The sequence below is a fragment of the Paenibacillus sp. J22P51 genome (assembly GCF_059692215.1).
Genome location: NZ_JCAUAZ010000013.1, coordinates 110423 through 128441 on the forward strand (window position 1 = coordinate 110423; position 18019 = coordinate 128441).

General features: G+C 49.7%; 13 protein-coding genes. 6 read left to right on the forward strand and 7 right to left on the reverse strand.

Annotated elements, in window-relative coordinates:
* Positions 1–135 precede the first annotated feature (135 nt).
* Both AC58QC_RS23455 and gltB read right to left on the reverse strand, forming a co-directional pair.
* The gene (locus tag AC58QC_RS23455) at positions 136–1620 is read right to left on the reverse strand and encodes a glutamate synthase subunit beta (RefSeq protein ID WP_497417462.1); all 1485 of its coding nucleotides are present in this window, start codon (positions 1618–1620) and stop codon (positions 136–138) included.
* A gap of 104 nt (positions 1621–1724) precedes the next feature.
* On the reverse strand, positions 1725–6317 hold the full coding sequence (gltB, locus tag AC58QC_RS23460) for a glutamate synthase large subunit (RefSeq protein ID WP_497417463.1): 4593 nt from the start codon (positions 6315–6317) through the stop codon (positions 1725–1727).
* A 377-nt stretch (positions 6318–6694) separates the two neighbouring features.
* Between gltB and AC58QC_RS23465 the strand changes: the two genes are divergently transcribed.
* From AC58QC_RS23465 to AC58QC_RS23480, 4 genes are all read left to right on the forward strand, one after another.
* Positions 6695–7675, forward strand: a complete 981-nt coding sequence (locus AC58QC_RS23465; protein WP_497417464.1) for an HD domain-containing protein — start codon at positions 6695–6697, stop codon at positions 7673–7675.
* A 54-nt stretch (positions 7676–7729) separates the two neighbouring features.
* Complete coding sequence (locus AC58QC_RS23470; RefSeq protein ID WP_497417465.1) at positions 7730–8305, forward strand: thymidine kinase; 576 nt, start codon at positions 7730–7732, stop codon at positions 8303–8305.
* An 84-nt stretch (positions 8306–8389) separates the two neighbouring features.
* A complete protein-coding gene (locus AC58QC_RS23475) occupies positions 8390–9568 on the forward strand; it encodes an MGDG synthase family glycosyltransferase (RefSeq protein WP_497417466.1) in 1179 nt (392 codons plus the stop codon).
* A 27-nt stretch (positions 9569–9595) separates the two neighbouring features.
* A complete protein-coding gene (locus tag AC58QC_RS23480; protein WP_497417467.1) occupies positions 9596–10096 on the forward strand; it encodes a hypothetical protein in 501 nt (166 codons plus the stop codon).
* Positions 10097–10696: 600 nt separating this feature from the next.
* On the opposite strand, the gene AC58QC_RS23485 is transcribed toward AC58QC_RS23480, so the two are convergent.
* Positions 10697–11887, reverse strand: a complete 1191-nt coding sequence (locus AC58QC_RS23485) for a YCF48-related protein (protein WP_497417468.1) — start codon at positions 11885–11887, stop codon at positions 10697–10699.
* Positions 11888–12077: 190 nt separating this feature from the next.
* Here AC58QC_RS23485 and AC58QC_RS23490 point away from each other — a divergent pair, with 190 nt between their 5' ends.
* Positions 12078–13085 carry a peptidoglycan DD-metalloendopeptidase family protein gene (locus AC58QC_RS23490; RefSeq protein ID WP_497417469.1) on the forward strand — a complete coding sequence of 336 codons (1008 nt, stop codon included), beginning with the start codon at positions 12078–12080 and terminating at the stop codon, positions 13083–13085.
* The gene (locus AC58QC_RS23495) at positions 13082–13537 is read left to right on the forward strand and encodes a bactofilin family protein (RefSeq protein ID WP_497417470.1); all 456 of its coding nucleotides are present in this window, start codon (positions 13082–13084) and stop codon (positions 13535–13537) included. The genes AC58QC_RS23490 and AC58QC_RS23495 overlap by 4 nt, the downstream gene beginning before the upstream one ends.
* A 64-nt stretch (positions 13538–13601) precedes the next feature.
* Here AC58QC_RS23495 and AC58QC_RS23500 read toward each other — a convergent pair whose 3' ends face one another.
* The 4 genes from AC58QC_RS23500 to AC58QC_RS23515 are packed head-to-tail and all read right to left on the reverse strand — an operon-like array spanning position 13602 to position 17471.
* Positions 13602–14627 carry an ABC transporter substrate-binding protein gene (locus tag AC58QC_RS23500; protein ID WP_497417471.1) on the reverse strand — a complete coding sequence of 342 codons (1026 nt, stop codon included), beginning with the start codon at positions 14625–14627 and terminating at the stop codon, positions 13602–13604.
* A 12-nt stretch (positions 14628–14639) separates the two neighbouring features.
* Positions 14640–15404 (reverse strand): ABC transporter permease, encoded by a 765-nt coding sequence (locus AC58QC_RS23505; RefSeq protein ID WP_497417472.1) that lies wholly within the window; start codon positions 15402–15404, stop codon positions 14640–14642.
* Entirely contained in the window at positions 15337–16176 is an 840-nt protein-coding gene (locus tag AC58QC_RS23510) for an ABC transporter ATP-binding protein (RefSeq protein ID WP_497417473.1), read from the reverse strand. Before AC58QC_RS23510 ends, AC58QC_RS23505 begins: the two co-directional genes overlap by 68 nt.
* A gap of 35 nt (positions 16177–16211) precedes the next feature.
* A complete protein-coding gene (locus tag AC58QC_RS23515; RefSeq protein WP_497417474.1) occupies positions 16212–17471 on the reverse strand; it encodes a DUF445 domain-containing protein in 1260 nt (419 codons plus the stop codon).
* Positions 17472–18019: the final 548 nt, after the last annotated feature.

The following is an 18019-nucleotide window of genomic DNA, read 5'->3' on the forward strand; positions in this document are numbered from 1 at the left end:
AGAATTCATCCCCCGTCTACCCGAAATAGCAGCTCACTTACCAATCACTTGCTCATCGGGCACTATTATCCCATTGTGACAAAAAAAACTGCCTGCAAGTAGAATGTCTACCTGCAAGCAGTTTGACTAGCTAACTTATGGTAAATTCGACGATCCCATCAAGAAGCGATCCACTTCACGCGCTACCGCACGGCCTTCGTTAATCGCCCATACCACGAGGCTTTGCCCGCGACGCATGTCGCCAGCAGCGAAAACCCCGTCTACGTTCGTTGCAAACTTCCCGTAATCGGCTTTCGCATTGGAGCGCTCATCTTTAGCAACGCCAAGCTGATCTAATACTGTGCTTTCTGGTCCCGTGAAGCCCATCGCGATCAGAACCAGCTGTGCTGGATAAACCTTCTCGCTGCCTGGCACTTCGACTGGTACGAACGCACCTTTCTCGTTCTTCTGCCACTCGATCAGAACCGTATGCAGCTCCTTCAAGTTGCCGTTCTCATCACCCACGAATTTCTTCGTGTTGATTAAGTACGTACGCGGATCTTCGCCCTGAAGCGCAGCTGCTTCTTGTTGACCGTAATCCACTTTCAACACCTTCGGCCATTCTGGCCATGGGTTGTTCGCTGGACGTGTTTCTGGTGACTTCGGCATGATCTCGAACTGTGTCACGCTCTTACATTTATGACGAATGGAAGTACCCACACAGTCCGTTCCGGTGTCACCGCCACCAATGACGATAACGTCTTTGCCTTCGGCGGAAATGAATTCACGATCTGCATGCTCGGAATCAAGCAAGCTCTTCGTGTTTTTGCTCAGGAATTCCATCGCCAGATGCACGCCGCCGAGCTCACGACCCTCGATCGGAAGATCGCGGCCTTTCGTAGCCCCGCCACATAGAACGATCGCATCGAATTCCTCTTGCAGCTTCTCAATCGGATAATTCACACCGACATGCGCACCAGTAACGAACGCCACGCCTTCAGCTTCAAGCAGATCCACACGACGTTGGACATATTTTTTGTCCAGCTTCATGTTCGGGATACCGTACATCAGCAAGCCGCCAACACGGTCTGCACGTTCAAAAACTGTAACCCAATGTCCAGCTTTGTTCAGCTGCGCTGCTGCCGCAAGTCCGGAAGGACCTGAACCAACAACCGCAACCTTCTTCCCTGTGCGCGTTTCCGGCGGTTCAGGCTTGATCCAACCTTCATCGAAGCCTTTGTCGATGATCGCTTTCTCAATGCTTTTGATCGTAACCGGCGTGTCCTTCAAGCCTACTGTACAAGAGCCTTCACAAGGCGCTGGACAAACACGGCCCGTAAATTCCGGGAAATTATTCGTCTTGTGGAGACGATCCAAGGCTTCGCGCCATTGACCACGGTACACGAGATCATTCCATTCCGGAATGAGGTTATTCACCGGGCAACCAGCGGCCATGCCGCTGATTAATGACCCTGTGTGGCAGAAAGGAATCCCACAATCCATACAGCGGGAGCCTTGTGTCTGTAATTTATCTTGCGTTAGTGGTGTCGCGAACTCTTTCCAATGGCCGATTCGGACCAGAGGAGAAGCTTCGGATGCCACTTCACGAGCGTGTTCTATAAAACCGGTTGGTTTACCCATTTACGTTTAATCCCTCCTGAGCATGTTGGCCAGAAAAGCTGGCATCGAGCGTCACTCTGTTTCGCCTAAGCAAAACGTACTTCGTTAGCCTTACACTGATTTCGTTAGTTTCCACCGACGCGGGAAACATCTCTCATATTCGCCTCGAAAGCAACCATGACCGCTTCTTGTTGGCTTAGACCGGAGCGTTTCACCTTCTCGATAGCATCAAACATCCGTTTGTAGTCCTTCGGTATAACCTTCACGAACTTCCAAACGTACTCATCCCAGTGTTGAATAACTTGGTGGGCAACGCTGCTATCCGTAAATGTGGCATGATGCTGGATCATCGTTTTCAACTCATTCATCTCATACGTTTCTTCCAGCTGCTCGAGATAAACCATCTCTTTATTCACTTTGCTTTGGAAGTCATCATTCACATCCAAGACATAGGCAATACCGCCTGACATCCCTGCTGCGAAGTTACGCCCTGTAGGACCCAGAACAACGACACGACCACCTGTCATGTACTCACATCCATGATCGCCAACACCCTCAACAACAGCGCGCACACCACTGTTTCTAACACAGAAGCGCTCGCCCGCGATACCACGGATATACGCATCCCCGTCTGTTGCGCCGTAGAAAGCCGTATTACCGATAATAACGTTCTCTTCCGGTACAAAAGTGGATTTGGTCGATGGGAAAATGGCCAACTTACCGCCGGACAATCCTTTCCCTACGTAATCATTGGCATCTCCTTCGAGGGAGAGTGTGATCCCCTTCGGAACGAATGCGCCAAAGCTTTGACCCGCAGAGCCTTCAAAATGAAGACGAATCGTATCATGCGGCAAACCTTCCACGCCGTGACGGCGTGTCACTTCACTGCCCACGATCGTTCCGACAACACGGTTAACGTTCGTGATTGGCAGAATCGCATGAACGTGTTCTTTGCGCTCGATCGCCGGCTCACAAATATCAAGCAGCTTCGTCATGTCCAGGGAGCGATCTAACCCGTGATCCTGCGCCATTTGGCAGAAGCGACCAACTTCTTCGCCCATATCTGGTTGGTGCAGCAGCGGCGAAAGATCGACGCCTTTGGCTTTCCAGTGCTCGACCGCTTGCTTGGACTCCAAGATATCGGTGCGTCCAACCATTTCTTCGATCGTGCGGAATCCAAGCTCTGCCATCATTTCACGCACATCGTTAGCGATGAATGTCATGAAATTAACAACATGCTGCGGATCTCCCGCGAATTTCTTGCGAAGCTCCGGATTTTGCGTTGCGACCCCAACCGGACAAGTGTCCAAGTGGCAGACGCGCATCATCACGCAGCCGATGGTAATCAATGGTGTCGTTGCGAAGCCGAACTCCTCAGCACCGAGCAGGGCAGCTACGACAACGTCGCGCCCTGTCATCAGCTTGCCATCCGTCTCGACGACGATACGGCTGCGCAGGTTGTTCAGCACGAGTGTCTGATGCGTCTCCGCCAGACCGAGCTCCCACGGCAGTCCCGCGTGACGAATACTCGTCTGCGGTGACGCGCCTGTGCCTCCGTCGTAACCGGAGATGAGGACAACGTCCGCCTTCCCTTTGGCTACGCCGGCAGCGATCGTGCCAACACCGACTTCGGATACCAGCTTGACGCTGATCCGTGCCCGTGGGTTGGCATTCTTGAGATCGTGGATTAGCTCTGCGAGATCCTCGATCGAATAAATATCATGATGCGGCGGCGGCGAAATCAAGCCTACGCCTGGCGTAACACCGCGAACCTCGGCTACCCAAGGGTACACCTTGGTTCCCGGGAGCTGACCGCCCTCGCCGGGCTTCGCGCCCTGCGCCATCTTGATCTGAATCTCGTCAGCGTTGACGAGATAGTGGCTCGTGACGCCGAAGCGGCCGGAAGCCACCTGCTTGATGGCACTGCGGCGAAGATCGCCGTTCGCATCCGGTGTGAAGCGTTCCGGATGCTCTCCGCCTTCGCCGGTATTGCTCTTGCCGCCGATGCGGTTCATCGCAATCGCGATTGTTTCGTGCGCTTCTTTGGAGATGGAGCCGTAGGACATGGCTCCCGTCTTGAAGCGCTTGAAGATCGATTCGATCGGTTCAACCTCTTCGATCGGAATTGGTGTGCGTCCTGCCTTGAAGCTGAGCAGTCCACGCAAAGCCATATATTTCTCGTCTTCACGTTTGACGAGCTTGGAGAAGTTTTTGTACGTCGCGTAGTTGTTGCTGCGAACGGCAGATTGCAGGGCATGCACGGTCTCAGGGGTATAAATGTGATCTTCCCCGTCACGGCGCCATTGCAAGTCTCCGCCTGTATCGAGCACACGGTCGCGGCCTTCTTGCTCGGAGAACGCACGGTTGTGGCGCATGAGGGCTTCCTTCGCGACCACATCAATGCCGATACCGCCAACAGGCGTATACGTCCAAGTGAAGTACGAATCGACTAGCTCTTGGCTCAAGCCGATAGCTTCAAAAATTTGCGCCCCGCGATAGCTCTGAATGGTGGAAATCCCCATTTTCGCTAACACTTTGACTACACCCTTCGTAACCGCTTTGATGTAGTTATAAATCGCCTTCTCATGATCAACGCCAACCAACTGCTTACGCTGAATCATGTCATCCAGCGTTTCTAACGCCAGATAAGGGTTGATCGCGCCTGCGCCGTACCCAAGCAGCAGTGCAAAATGATGCACTTCACGCGGTTCACCGGACTCCACGAGCAAGCTAACCTTCGTTCGAGTGCCCTGACGGATCAAATGGTGATGCAAGCCTGAAGTTGCAAGAAGCGCTGGAATCGGCGCATTCACACTATCAACACCACGGTCAGACAGAATGAGCAGTGTTGCCCCATCCACGATCGCTTGATCCGCAGCCGTGTACAAAGCTTGCATCGCACTCTCCAGCCCCGCTGTGCCTGCCGATGCTTCGAAAAGCGTTGGCAACGTGACCGTTTTGAAACCATCACGCTGGATATGACGCAGCTTCGCCAACTCATCGTTGGAGAGGAACGGCGATTTCAAACGAATTTGTCGGCAGCTTTCCGGCTCAGGCTTGATCAGGTTGCGCTCAGGCCCAATCGTTGTGCCCTGCGCCGTAATAATTTCCTCAAAGTTCGCATCAATTGGCGGGTTCGTTACTTGTGCGAATAATTGTTTAAAATAGTTATAAAGCAGCTGCGGACGGTCTGAAAGCACCGCAAGCGGAGCATCCGTACCCATGGAACCGATCGGATCCACACCTGTTTTGCCCATTGGCTCAAGGGTCTTACGCAGTTGTTCGAAAGTGTAGCCAAACGCCTGCTGACGCTGAAGAATCGTGTCATGGTCAGAGCCTAGTACAATTGGCGCATCTTCCAGATCCTCTAAGGAAACCAGATGCTCATTCAACCAATCCCGATACGGCTGCTCGCTAGCGATGCCGCTTTTGATTTCTTCATCCGTTACGATGCGTCCTTCAACCGTATCCACAAGCAGCATACGTCCCGGTCTCAAACGGTCTTTGTACAAAATGCGCTCAGGCTCGATATCTAGCACGCCTACCTCAGAAGCAAGCACGATCAAATCGTCCGTTGTCACATAGTAACGCGAAGGACGCAAGCCATTGCGATCCAGAATCGCTCCGATTTGACTGCCATCTGTGAAGGCAATCGCAGCAGGACCATCCCACGGCTCCATCAAGGTGCTGTGATACTCGTAGAACGCTTTCTTGTCATCATCCATACCTTCATGCTTGGACCAAGGCTCTGGCACCATCATCATGGCAGCATGCGGCAAGGAGCGACCTGAGAGCATCAGGAACTCAAGTGTATTATCAAACATTTGGGAATCGGAGCCATCGGTATCAATAACAGGAAGAATGCGTTTGAAATCTTCGCCAAATAATTCGGAATCGCACATTGCTTGACGCGCGTGCATCCAGTTCACGTTTCCGCGAAGCGTATTGATTTCACCATTATGAATCAAATAGCGGTACGGATGCGCACGTTCCCAGCTTGGGAAAGTATTCGTACTAAATCGGGAATGCACGAGCGCTAAGGCAGATTCTACCTTTTCATCTTGTAATTCTACGTAATACGCGTCAACTTGTTCAGGTGTTAACATCCCTTTGTAAACAATCGTTCTGCTAGAAAAGCTAGAATAGTAAAATTGCGATTGCGCATGAGAAAGCTTGATAGCGTTTTCAGATAGTTTACGAATAATATATAACTTGCGCTCAAAATCTAGATTGGTCGCCGTATCCGCGCTTTGGCCAATAAATACCTGACGAACATAAGGCTCCGCAGATATCGCCGAATCTCCTAATGAGCTGTTATTTGTTGGAACGGTTCTCCATCCAAGGAACTGTTGCCCTTCTTGTTTGACAATTCGCTCAATTGTACTCTCACAAGCTTGACGCGCCTCTAATTCCTGAGGCAAATACACCATACCTACGCCATAGCTGCCTGCTGCTGGAAGTTTAATGTTCTCTTGTTCACAAGCGGATTGGAAATACGTGTCTGGAATCTGCATCAGAATGCCTGCGCCATCCCCCGTATTCTGTTCACAACCTTGCCCGCCGCGATGATCCAAATTGCAAAGTACTCGGAGCGCTTGCTTGACGATGGCATGAGATTTGACACCCTTGATATTGGCCACAAAGCCTATACCACAAGCATCATGCTCATTCCTCGGATCGTACAATCCCTGTTTGGGAGGTAATCCATTAATAGTCATGTTGTGCAACCTTTCTTCCCTCGTTTTTCACTGGACTTTGTTAGACGCCTGCTTTAAAGTGCTAAAAAGTAAAAATTCGAAGCTACATATTTCGACTCCAACCGCAATAAGTAGAGGAAATATTCTCAATATTTTTTATATTATATTAACACTTGGTTTCCTATAGTTCAATTTAAAAATATTTATATTGAAAAGGTTTTCATTTTAATAGAATCGTCAGCGGAATCATAATGTAAAGGCACGGGTATTTATTTCATTTCCTATATAAGTACGACAAGCTGTGCATGTGATAGCAAACTTTCTATGTTTCATGCTATGATAGCTAATACCGCTGCAAGAACATACATCCAGATTCCACATCTTAGGAGGAGCTCTGTTTGAGTATACAGCATACTTTTGGGGACGGCATGATTAGGGAGCCTCTTTACCAATGGCAGCTAGAAGCCCATCCGGTTGAAATTGAGCTCTTTCGCTCAAAGCCGGTACGCCGCCTGAAGTTTTTACATCATTTCGGAGCATCTGCTCTGTTTTCACCACTTACACATTCACGATTCGAACATACGGTTGGCGTTTGGTCACTCATGGCTCACTTTTGCCCAGAAGAACCTCTTCTGCGTATTGCGGCGCTGCTCCATGATATCGGGCACCTGCCCTTCTCCCATGCGGTTGAGCGAACACTTGGGTATAATCATCACCGTCATACCGAGCAGTTGATCGGCCATGGCGTCATCGCTGATATTTTGATCAAGCACGGTATTTCACCACCGTCCATTATTGACCTTTTGAAGCAAGAAACACCGCTAACGAACAAATCACCTATTCTCGGACTTGATCATCTAGATAGCTTTCTTCGCGACACCTATTATGCTGGACTGATGACGACGATGCCACCATCGGAGCTTGTAAAAGGACTTCGCTTGCGCGGCCCTTACATAGAAGCAAATGAGTCTTCCGCCACGGCACTTGTCGAAGCGATCGTGGAAGATCACCGAATCTTCCTGCACCCGCAGTTTCTTGCCATGGATGCGCTGCTCGCGAAAGCAACAGCTCATCACTGCGAGTCCAACCCGGGCATGCGGGATCGTATCCCGGCTCTTATGGATCACGAATTAATCCAGGAGCTGCTGCAGAGTAACAATGAAACGGCAAGAGAAACCATTCATGTGCTCATGTATGAACCCCACCGGATTCAAATTACACAGGAACCTGTTCCAGGCAGTATCGAAGTCAAGATCGGCAAGGTCTACAGAAAACAACCATTAATTGGCGATAAACTCGCCTCCGAGGTTAGCTTTCAAGTCGCTGTTAAGCTGGCTGAGCTCGATAGCATGGCCGCGACATACTTTTTCACGATTTAATTAACATTTATTTGAGCTTACTTATCTTACATCCGCAGAAGGGACTGTCCCAGCTTGGCTAAATTGTACTTTCGTTATGGCACGATGAACAGCGGTAAATCGATTGAAGTTTTACGCGTTGCTCATAATTATGAGGAGCAGGGCAAAAAGGTGCTTCTCCTCACTTCCGTTATGGACGATCGCTTCGGTGTTGGTAAGGTCGCTTCCCGTATCGGTATGCAAAAAGGGGCGATCGTTGTCGACGAGCATTTGGATATGGTCGCCCTCGCGCAGACCGAGCGTCCGAATTGCATTCTGGTCGACGAAGCTCAGTTCTTGAACAAAGCTCAGGTTGCTCAGTTGATTGAAGTCGTCGATGAGCTGGATATTCCAGTCATCGCTTATGGGCTCCGGGCCGATTTCATGGGACAGTTGTTCGAAGGCAGCAACTCACTTTTGGCTGTGGCCGATACGATCGAGGAAATCAAAACCGTTTGTTGGTATTGCGATAAAAAGGCCATCATGAATATGCGCTGCAAAGACGGCGTTCCTATTTTTCATGGCGAGCAGATCCAGATCGGAGGGAACGAAAGCTACGTTCCTGTATGCCGTAAATGCTATGCGTCCAAAAAGAAAACCGCTCAAATATAGAGATTACATCCATTATTCTTCTTATATGTTTGAAATCATTAGGGTAAACAATTGATATGGGATTGACAAAGAAAGGTGAGTTCCTTGCGTAAAAAACGGATTTTGCTATTATCCGAGGGCTTCGGGAAAGGTCATACACAAGCTGCTCATGCGTTGTCTGGCGAGCTTCGGCAATCTTCATCAGACATGATTACACGCGTGATTGAGCTTGGCGCTTTTTTACATCCTACCTTAGCACCTTGGGTCTTCTCGGCATACCGCCGCACGGTGACTTCACAACCTAGACTTTATGGTATGCTTTATCGAAACCACTATGATAAAAGGCCGAGCCGCGTAGCGAGTCTCGTGCTGCATCGCATCTTTTACTCGAAGACGAAAGCGGTCATTAAGCAATTAAAGCCGGATATGATCGTCTGCACGCATCCATTTCCAAGTATTATTGTTTCCAGGCTGAAACGCGCGGGACTTGATGTTCCTCTCTTTACCGTGATCACAGATTACGACGTTCACGGAACTTGGATGGACTCGGCTGTCGACAAATATTTGGTGTCTACGCCACTCGTGAGAGAGCGCCTTATCGACTGCGGCGTGCCGGACAAGCACATTGAGGTGACGGGTATTCCCGTTCACCCTAACTTCCGCAAGGCGCATAGCAAGGAACATATACGCCAGGAATTCGGACTCAAAGCCATGCCAACCGTCATGGTTATGGGCGGCGGCTGGGGCGTTTTTAAGAAAGAAGAAAAAGAAGAGTTACTGACCTACTTAGCGAGCTGGAGCAAGGATATTCAGCTGCTCATCTGTCTCGGCACCAATGAAAAAGCACGTCTCCAGTTACTGGAAGAGGATGCCTTCCGTCAGCCGAATGTCCATCTCATTGGCTATACAACCGAGATTAGCAAGCTGATGGATATTTCAGATCTGCTGATAACGAAGCCAGGCGGGATGACCTGTACCGAGGCGATGGCCAAGGGCATTCCGATGCTGTTCTACAGTCCGATTCCGGGGCAAGAAGAGAAAAACTGCTCCTATTTCCAGGAAAATGGCTATGGACAGCGCATTACATCCGTGGAGATGATTGACCACTGGTTTAAGCTGCTGCTCGAGCAATATCCTGAACTGGCTAAGCGGAGAACGGACATCCGTGAAGGCAACAATGAGGAAGGAAGCAGCTGTGCGACAGCCATCATCGAGTATCTCGAACAGTCGGATAAGCGTTCCTATATTCAGGCATCATCAAAAACACCGCTCATACAATGGTAGTAACCATTGTGAGGGCGGTGTTTTGCTATGAATCCCATTCACCGATTCGGCAAGCAGGCTATTTTTGGGTATTTATTGATCTGGTTTATCGGCAGTCTGTGGATGATGGCGGTGCTCGGCAGCAAAACCTTTGAGAAGAAAGTGATGGGCGTTGATTTTCTCCTCTTTCATGAGTATGCGATCTTCGGCTTTGCAGGTGCGCTAGGCGGCGCTCTCTACGGCTTGCGGATGTTTCATGAGCATTATCAAGAGCTCACCACACAGTGGATCTACTGGTATCTCATGCGACCTGTCCTCTGCTTCGGATCTGCGATTATTACAATTATTTTATTTCAAAGCGGGATTATGATTTTGGAAGTCGACAATTCCATGCCAGCGCGTATTTCTCTCGCCTTTCTGACTGGTTATGGGTACGGGAAGTTCATGGAGAAGCTGCGCGATCTTACTTCGACATTCTTTAACGGGAAGAATACGAATGGGACGAACGGGAATGGTAACGGGAATGGGAGTGACACGCCTACGAAGTGAGTGGAGCTAAGCCCTTTTCGGCTGAGAAACGGAACGTAGTTCCCCTATTTGCCCTGAATTGGTCGAAATCGGGTAGAAACGGAACGTGGTTCCGCTATTCGTCCGAAACCGACCAATAAACCTCTGAAAACGGATAAATAGCGTCCTCACGTTCCGTTATGAGCGCAAATTGACCCTTTCGATGAGAATAGCGGAGCCTCGTTCCGCAACTCGAGTGGTCAGCCATCGTGTGTGGCTAGCATACACAAGGAAACCGGTGCGGGCGGTATACATGACGCTCGCCATCCCCCATGAACGACTCCTTGCCTTCACCCAGGTCTTGCCGCTGGGCTTCGAGCTCCTATTCTTCGGTTCATTTGATTTACATTGACCCGCCAGCTTCAAGGTGCGTTTCAAAAATCGCGCGGCAAACACTTATTGAGCAGCATAGTCGGAGACGTCGTTTTCTCTGTCTTGTTGATCGCCACGTGTAACTCGATTTTTTCGACTTACAGTACTCCTATTGCCATGGTCGCCACGAGTTAGTCGATTTAATACGACTAACTCAAGCCTCATAACAAAAAAGGCCACCGCGCGAAGTCAGCCGCGGTGGCCTTTCGTTTAAGGTGCATCGAAGGTATGCACCTTGTTCCAGTTCACACCACCGCTGCGGGTGGTGTACATGACGCTCGGCTGCGCATTATCATTCGTGATGAGCCAGCCGCTATTCGCGTCTGCCATGCCGAGCAGCAGCTCGCCGTAGCCTGTGAACGACTCCGTGCCGTTCACCCAGGTCTTGCCGCCGTCCTTCGTCCAGCCGACGGAGTTTGGCTTGTCGCACGCCGGGCAGCTGCCGCCCATGAAGGCTACGTCAGTGTTCACGACGTAGAGTGGGCCGGGCTTCGAGCCCGTGTTCTTCGGCCCCTTATTCTCCCCGTTAGGGAACCCAGGGGCCGGGCCTCCGCCAGCCGTGCTGTTCACCAGCACGGTCTGCCAGGTCTTCCCGCCGTCTTTCGTGTGGAACAGCGAGTACGAGGTTTGTGTCATCCCCGATTCCCCAATCAACTCGATCCACGCGTCATCCACGCCAGCGGAGCGAATGACGGTTCCTGTTAATGTCGCAACGGTTGGACGTGACATCACAGGCTTCCAATTTTGCCCGCCATCCTGCGTTCGCAGCACTTCGATCTTATCCTGCACTTGTCGAACGGCCCAGCCATTCTTACGATCATGAAAATAGGCATCCCCTTTGATACCAGCGGGTACTGGAAGCTTCGCCCATTTGACACCACCGTCCACGGTCTGCGCATTGCCACTAAAGGCTTCCTGCTTCGAGACGAAGTGGAGAAACGCTTGATTCGGAACGGTCCCCACTGCGGACCAATGTGCACCACCATCATGGGTGCTTAAGAGCTTCCCCGTGTCCTCTTCGGTTGCCCAAGCATCTTGATCATTCAGGGCAAAAAGCTGCCCTACTTCACCAGCCCCCGTATATTGCACCTTCCACTTCCCACCACCATCATCGGTACGAGCGATCCACCCTTTACCGCCAATCCAGCCTTTTTGAGCATCAGCAAGCCTAATTGCCGTAACTCCTTTCATTGGAGTAGACGTTGATCCCTCGCTGCCTTTCGTAGGTGCCGTTGATGGCTCCGCTCCAGGCGTCGTTGTTGTTACTGGCGCCGTCGAGGCCACCGCACTCGGTATCGGTGTTTCAGAAACCGTCACGTTTCCGCTTGTCTGACCAGAAGATTTACACCCTGTTAAGGCGAGGGTTGTTATTGCTAACAGCAGCAGAGTTCTTTTGAACATCACCATTACTCCCTTCACTCTCATGTTTAGTTGATACTTCATTGACGCTCTTCAGGAAGGAAAAGTTGAACTAACATTCTACCATCTTCCCCATTTATAGAGAAATTAGGCATGACTCATCCCACTGTGGAATACAATCGTAAACAAGAAGGGGGACATTGTTACGGAAAGGGAAAGGGAGGAGGATCTGTTGAAATTCATTTGGGGCAAAAAAGAACTCACTTTCATGATCATTCCGGGTGCCAACCGTCATACCGTAAGATTCAAGCTTCCGCACAGTAGTCTCTATATTGTGCCAAGTGTGATCCTGCTTGTGCTGATTGGTTTTTTTGTAACGATATACTACATGAATACCTATTCCCATCAGACCCAAAACAGTATGCAGCAGGCTTTCGATGGACAAGAACGTCAGTTGGTTGATCAAATTACACATAAAACAAGTGAGCTTGAACAGCTGCAAATTGATTTGATTGATCTAGCTCAGCAAGCCGAAGAGTTTAAGGTAAAACTTGAAGAAATCAAGAAACTGGATCATGTCATAGAGCTCATGAGTCAGCCAGAAGGCATAAACGGGACAAGCAAAAAATTATCTAGCACTAAACCAGTGAATGGATCAAATCTTGATGTCGGCGGAAGCGACCTTACGGTAACTTCAGAAGACGTATCCTCCCTCGTGAGCAATACCAAGCAAGGGCTTTTTTCATTAGTTGGGGATATTAATGCACTTCTCGAGAATTTAAGCCAGTCAGAGGCCAAAATTAAAGAAGCTGAGCATTTACGCAGTATTACCCCAACAATTTGGCCTGTTGCCTCGCGCAGCATTACCTCAGGGTTCGGCATCCGTATAGATCCCTTCACTTCTAGGCCTTCCATGCATACAGGATATGATATCGATGGTGAGTACAATGACCCTGTCTATGTGACAGCAGCAGGTAAAGTAATCGCTGTGGGCTTTGATAGTGAGCACGGCAACTATATTATCGTTGATCACACGCGAGGCATTGAAACAGAGTATATGCATTTGAATAAAATGCTCGTAAAACGCGGAGAATCTGTAATAAAAGGTCAACAGATCGGTCTCGTTGGTTCTACTGGACGCAGCACGGGCTCCCATCTTCATTATGAAGTTCATAAAAATGGTATCCAGATTGACCCTAAACCTTATCTCATTTCAGATCGAAAGGATGAACGCAAATGATTGGAAGCTCGAAATTGAAACGGATCGATACGAAAACAACGGATACCCTTATTGGAGGCAGTACGATCTGTGAGGGGAAAATTATGTCCGAAGCCAGTCTTCGGATTGAGGGCCAAATGAACGGCGATATCGAATGCGCTGGTGACATCACGATTGGCGAGAACGCTGTCGTACAATCGAATATCCATGCGCGCGATGTGATCGTAGCCGGCAAAGTGAAAGGCAATATCTATACCAAGGGCAAGCTGATCGTGACAAGCTCTGGCGTTTTGATTGGGAATATTGATGTTCGGTCCTTCATTATCGAGGAGGGTGGCATCTTCCAAGGAAGCAGTGCGATGAATGCAGCTGTGGCTGTACAAGGGGATAAAAGTAGTGGCGGCAAAGTCATCGATGCCAAGGCGCATAAGCAGCAGAAAAGCGAGCAACAGGCTGCTTCAGGCGGGAATTAGCTGCGGTGTGTAAATAAAAAGAGCTCGTCTTCATCCCCTTTCGGCGGATGCGACGAGCTCTTCCTCATTTACCAGCTTTCAGTTCGGTCAGCATGGAAAGATCCACGAATTTGCTCAAGTCTAGCTCATTTGGCTTAATTCCCTTGATATATCTAGCGCCGATGGACACCTTCGCCATCTCTTCCATCACCTTGACGTCAACATCAGTGGTCAGCTTCAGGCGGCTGAGGGAGGCTTTGATCAAGCTTTTGTCCATCCCTTTACCACTGTATTGCTTCAACTGATTGTTGATCAGATCATAAGCTTGGTCAGGACTGTTCTGAATGAATGCGATGCCGTCCATGTTCGCTTTAATGGCACCTTTCACGATGTCGCGATGCTTGGCGATAAACGTATCGCTTGCCACCATGATCACGGTAGGATAGTCGCCATGGTTTGGCGGGATCGCCTGCCAATCGGCGACGACTCTACCGAGGCCTGCCTTCTCGATCTGGGTTCCCCATGGCTCTGGGACAAGGGCTGCGTCGATTTCTTTTTGACGGAAAGAGATCAGCGTATCCGCCGGTGAACGAACGATGAGATGCGCGTTATCTTCGCCTCGCCCTAGTGAAATACCTGATTGCTGAAGCAGCAAGCGCAGCGAAATTTCATTTGTATTCCCCTTGGCGGGGATCGCGATGGTTTTATCTTTTAGATCAGTGACAGACTGGATACCTGCTTCAATTCTTGCAACCAACACGGCACCGCCGTTATTAGAGCCAGACACAACGCGGAAATTACCGCTTTTCAGGAAAAAGGTGGTCGCTGGTCCTGGGCCTACGAAGCCTACATCGATATCCCCCGTCGCCATCGCGATGGATAGATCGGAACCATTGTCGAAGGGAGTCACCTCGATTCTCACTTCATCGCCCCATTCGCGGGCAAAATAGCCTTTCTCCAGCGCGATATAGGCGGCGGCATGGGTCACATTTTTGAACACACCGACCCGAACAACCTGCGGCTTACCTGATGCTGTCAATTTCTCCTCGCATGCGCTCAGGAGTGTAACAGCGAGCAGAAGAAGCAGCAGTACTTTGATGCGATTTCTCATCCGCTCACTCCCTTACGACTTGGAGCCAGCGAGGCCGTAGCGCTCTAGCACTTTATCTTCTAGTTTTTTGAAACAGAAATGATCCGAAACCGTACCTAGCACAGCGATGATAATGACGATACATAGCATCAGCGAGGTGTCGCCGAGATTCCGTCCGTCCTGCAAAAGCTGACCTAGCCCTGCCCCCTTAGCGATCAGCTCCCCAGCAACAAGTGCGCGCCAAGCGAATGCCCATGCGGTACGTACCCCGTTGATCAAATGAGGAAAAGCAGCCGGAATCATCACTTGGATGAACAGATTGAAGCCATTTCCCGTTCCCATCGTCTGGGCGGCACGCAAATAAATCGGCGGGATATTCTTGATCCCCGTACGGCTTGCCAACGCCATTGTCCATGTAGCACCGAGCGTCGTAATGAAAATAACAGAAGATTCGTTAAGTCCGAACCAAATAATGGCAAAAGGCAACCAAGCAATACTCGGAATTGTCTGCAAAGAAACGACCAAGAAGCCTAGTGTATCATCGAGTAAGCGATATCTCGCAAATAGAAAGCCTAGCGTTGTCCCTATCGCGAGTGACAGTGCAAAGGAAAGAAGTAATCGCAGCATACTCGCTCCAGCAGCTTCCAGCAGCTCACCATGCACGATGCCGTCATAGAACGCTTGTAACGTCTGTGTAACGGACGGGAATTTCCAGCCCCAGCCAAAAATTCTATATCCCGCCTCCCAAGCTATCAGAAGCAGTACCAGAAAAATCGTTCTTCTTAATGCTGTACTCATCGCCAGTCTCCTCTCTCACAACCTTCTCCAGCTCATCCGCCAGCGCGTCCATAATCAGTGCCTCCATATGATGGAGCACGGAATCTGCACTATCGCGTGGTCTCGCTGCTTTGATTGTGAACTCCTTCTTGATCGTGCCGGGACGTGTGGACATCACCAAAACCCGATCCGACAGAATGACCGCTTCGCGAATATTGTGGGTAATGAAGAGAATCGTTTTGCGCGTACGCATCCATATTTCTTCCAGCTCTTTATGTAAAATAAGGCGGGTTTGCTCATCTAGTGCCGCGAAGGGCTCGTCCATCAGCAAAATTTCCGGATCCATTGCCAATGCTCTGGCAATCGCGGCGCGCTGCTTCATTCCACCTGAAAGCTCGTGCGGATAACGATCCGCAAAGCGGCTTAAATGCACGGCCTTGATCTGTTCCATCGCCATTCCGTGGCGCTCTTTCTTCGCGATCCCCTTCTGCTTAAGGCCGAAGGCCACATTGTCTAGAACCGTCAGCCATGGAAACAGACCATGCTCCTGAAAAACAACGACGCGATCTGCCCCAGCGCCTGTTACCTTTTTCCCATTGACCTGAATGGTGCCTTCAGATTGCGTATCAAAGCCCGCGACAAGGTTCAGAACCGTCGATTTCCCGCAGCCTGAAGGGCCAAGCAGGGAGACGAACTCCCCCTTATTTATCGTTAATGTGATGTCATCCAACGCTTGATAGCTGCCCCCGATGCGCTGCACGAACGTCTTGCTGATTCCCTTAATCTCGATCATGCTTTCTCATCCCCCACGATGTCGCTTTAAATCTACTAGAATAGCATTTTCAAGCCTGCCAAGCCTAGACCGATGATAAATCCACAGATCGCTCCATTTACACGAATCCATTGCAAATCGCTGCCGATCTTCTCTTCCATGAGCTCAGTTAACTTCTCATTGTCAAGTTTGTCTAGGTTTTCTTTCACGAGTTGGCCAATTTTACTGTGATTTTGTTCCACATAGGACGCGATCTGCTCTTGAATCCAGTCCTCGCCGCGGTAAAGCATATCGGGATTTTCGCGAATGGAAAGCAGCATTTTACGAATAATTGGCACCACATACTGAGGGACAAAATCCGGCTCATCGATGAAGGCATCGGCTTTCTCTTTTAATTTTGTGAGCATAAGTGTTAGCTTCTCATCAATGTCAAACAGCTCAGGAAGCTTGGATTTCAGTGACTCTAGCTCCGCTAGAAGCTGTGGATTGCGTTCTAGCTTGTGAAGCTCATTGCGGATAAAGTTGAGAACAGCTTCTCTTTTCGGATGCTTGTTCATACGCATTTGATCGATATAAGACAGCACGAAATTCTGGATGATACCGCCGATCTTCTCCTCATTCACCATACCGATAAACGCATTCACTGCAAAAGCCATGAAGCCATTGGACTGCAAGCCTTCGAATGCTTTGATTGCCATAGCCCCCAGCTGGTCGCGTGTGTCTGCTTTGATCGCCCAAGCTGCCACTTTGTCGAGGACAAAATCGAATGTTTTGCCGTCGTAGCCGCCGTCTTCGATGCTGTCCACGAGGGTGCGCACGAGACGACTTGTATCTACATCTTGAATCGCTTTATGAATTTCCTCTGCTAAGAGAGGGGTTAATTTCTCTAGGTCAATCGCTTGCAGCGCTTGCTTGGCTAGCGCAGTGAGTCCCTTATGCAGGGACGTATTGTCCAGCTGCTTGTCAGCGAGCTCTAGGCCACGCTCCAAGAAACGGATTTGTTGCAAACGTTGTCGGATCGTTTCTTTGGAGAGCAGCTCATTCTGTACAGTGGAGACGAGCGCCTTCGTGATCTTCTCCCGGTTGTTCGGCAACAGCGCCGTGTGCGGGATCGGAATGCCAAGCGGATGACGGAACAATGCGCTGACTGCGAACCAGTCGGCCAAGCCTCCGACGACCCCCGCTTCGAATCCGCCTTGTAGGAACGTGCCCCACACTGTTGAGGAAACCGCCGTTGGCAGTGTAGCTAGAAAACCCGCACCCATAACACCAAGCGAAACGGTTGCTATATACTTTGCTTCTTTTTTCTTTGTCATTGTCGTAACATCTCTTTCCGCGTGAGGTTGATGAATCATTCTTTCTATTTTATCACAAATTGGAAAGAAACGTGGAAGCGGGGTTGGTGGATAGAGCGGAGACTGCCACCATGCTCGCAGAGCTGTTGTACGATGTACAACATTATTGGGGGGAATGCGCAAATTTTAGCCTCTATGTTGCACTTTGTGCAACATTACGAGCTGTTTTGGTCGGGTTTTGGGCTACTCGCCCTCATAAGGTTGCATGGAGTACAACATAGGAGATCATTTGTGCTTGAAAGCCCTAATGATGTTGTATAAAATACAACATCACAAAATGCTAGCTACTTCTCACTCGCGCCTAACGCAACAGTTGCATCATTACGCCTCAGTTCCTCCTAATGGTTTCAAACTAGCTTAATTACTACCCTCGATTACGAAATAACTGGAAAATATGTAGTTAATCTCGTGCTTTTTCGCTCAATTTGGGATTTAGATGGAAATATGCAGTTAATTTCACCAGTTTTCCTTACTTGCCTCCAAATTGGCTTCAGTTAACTGTAGGAAAT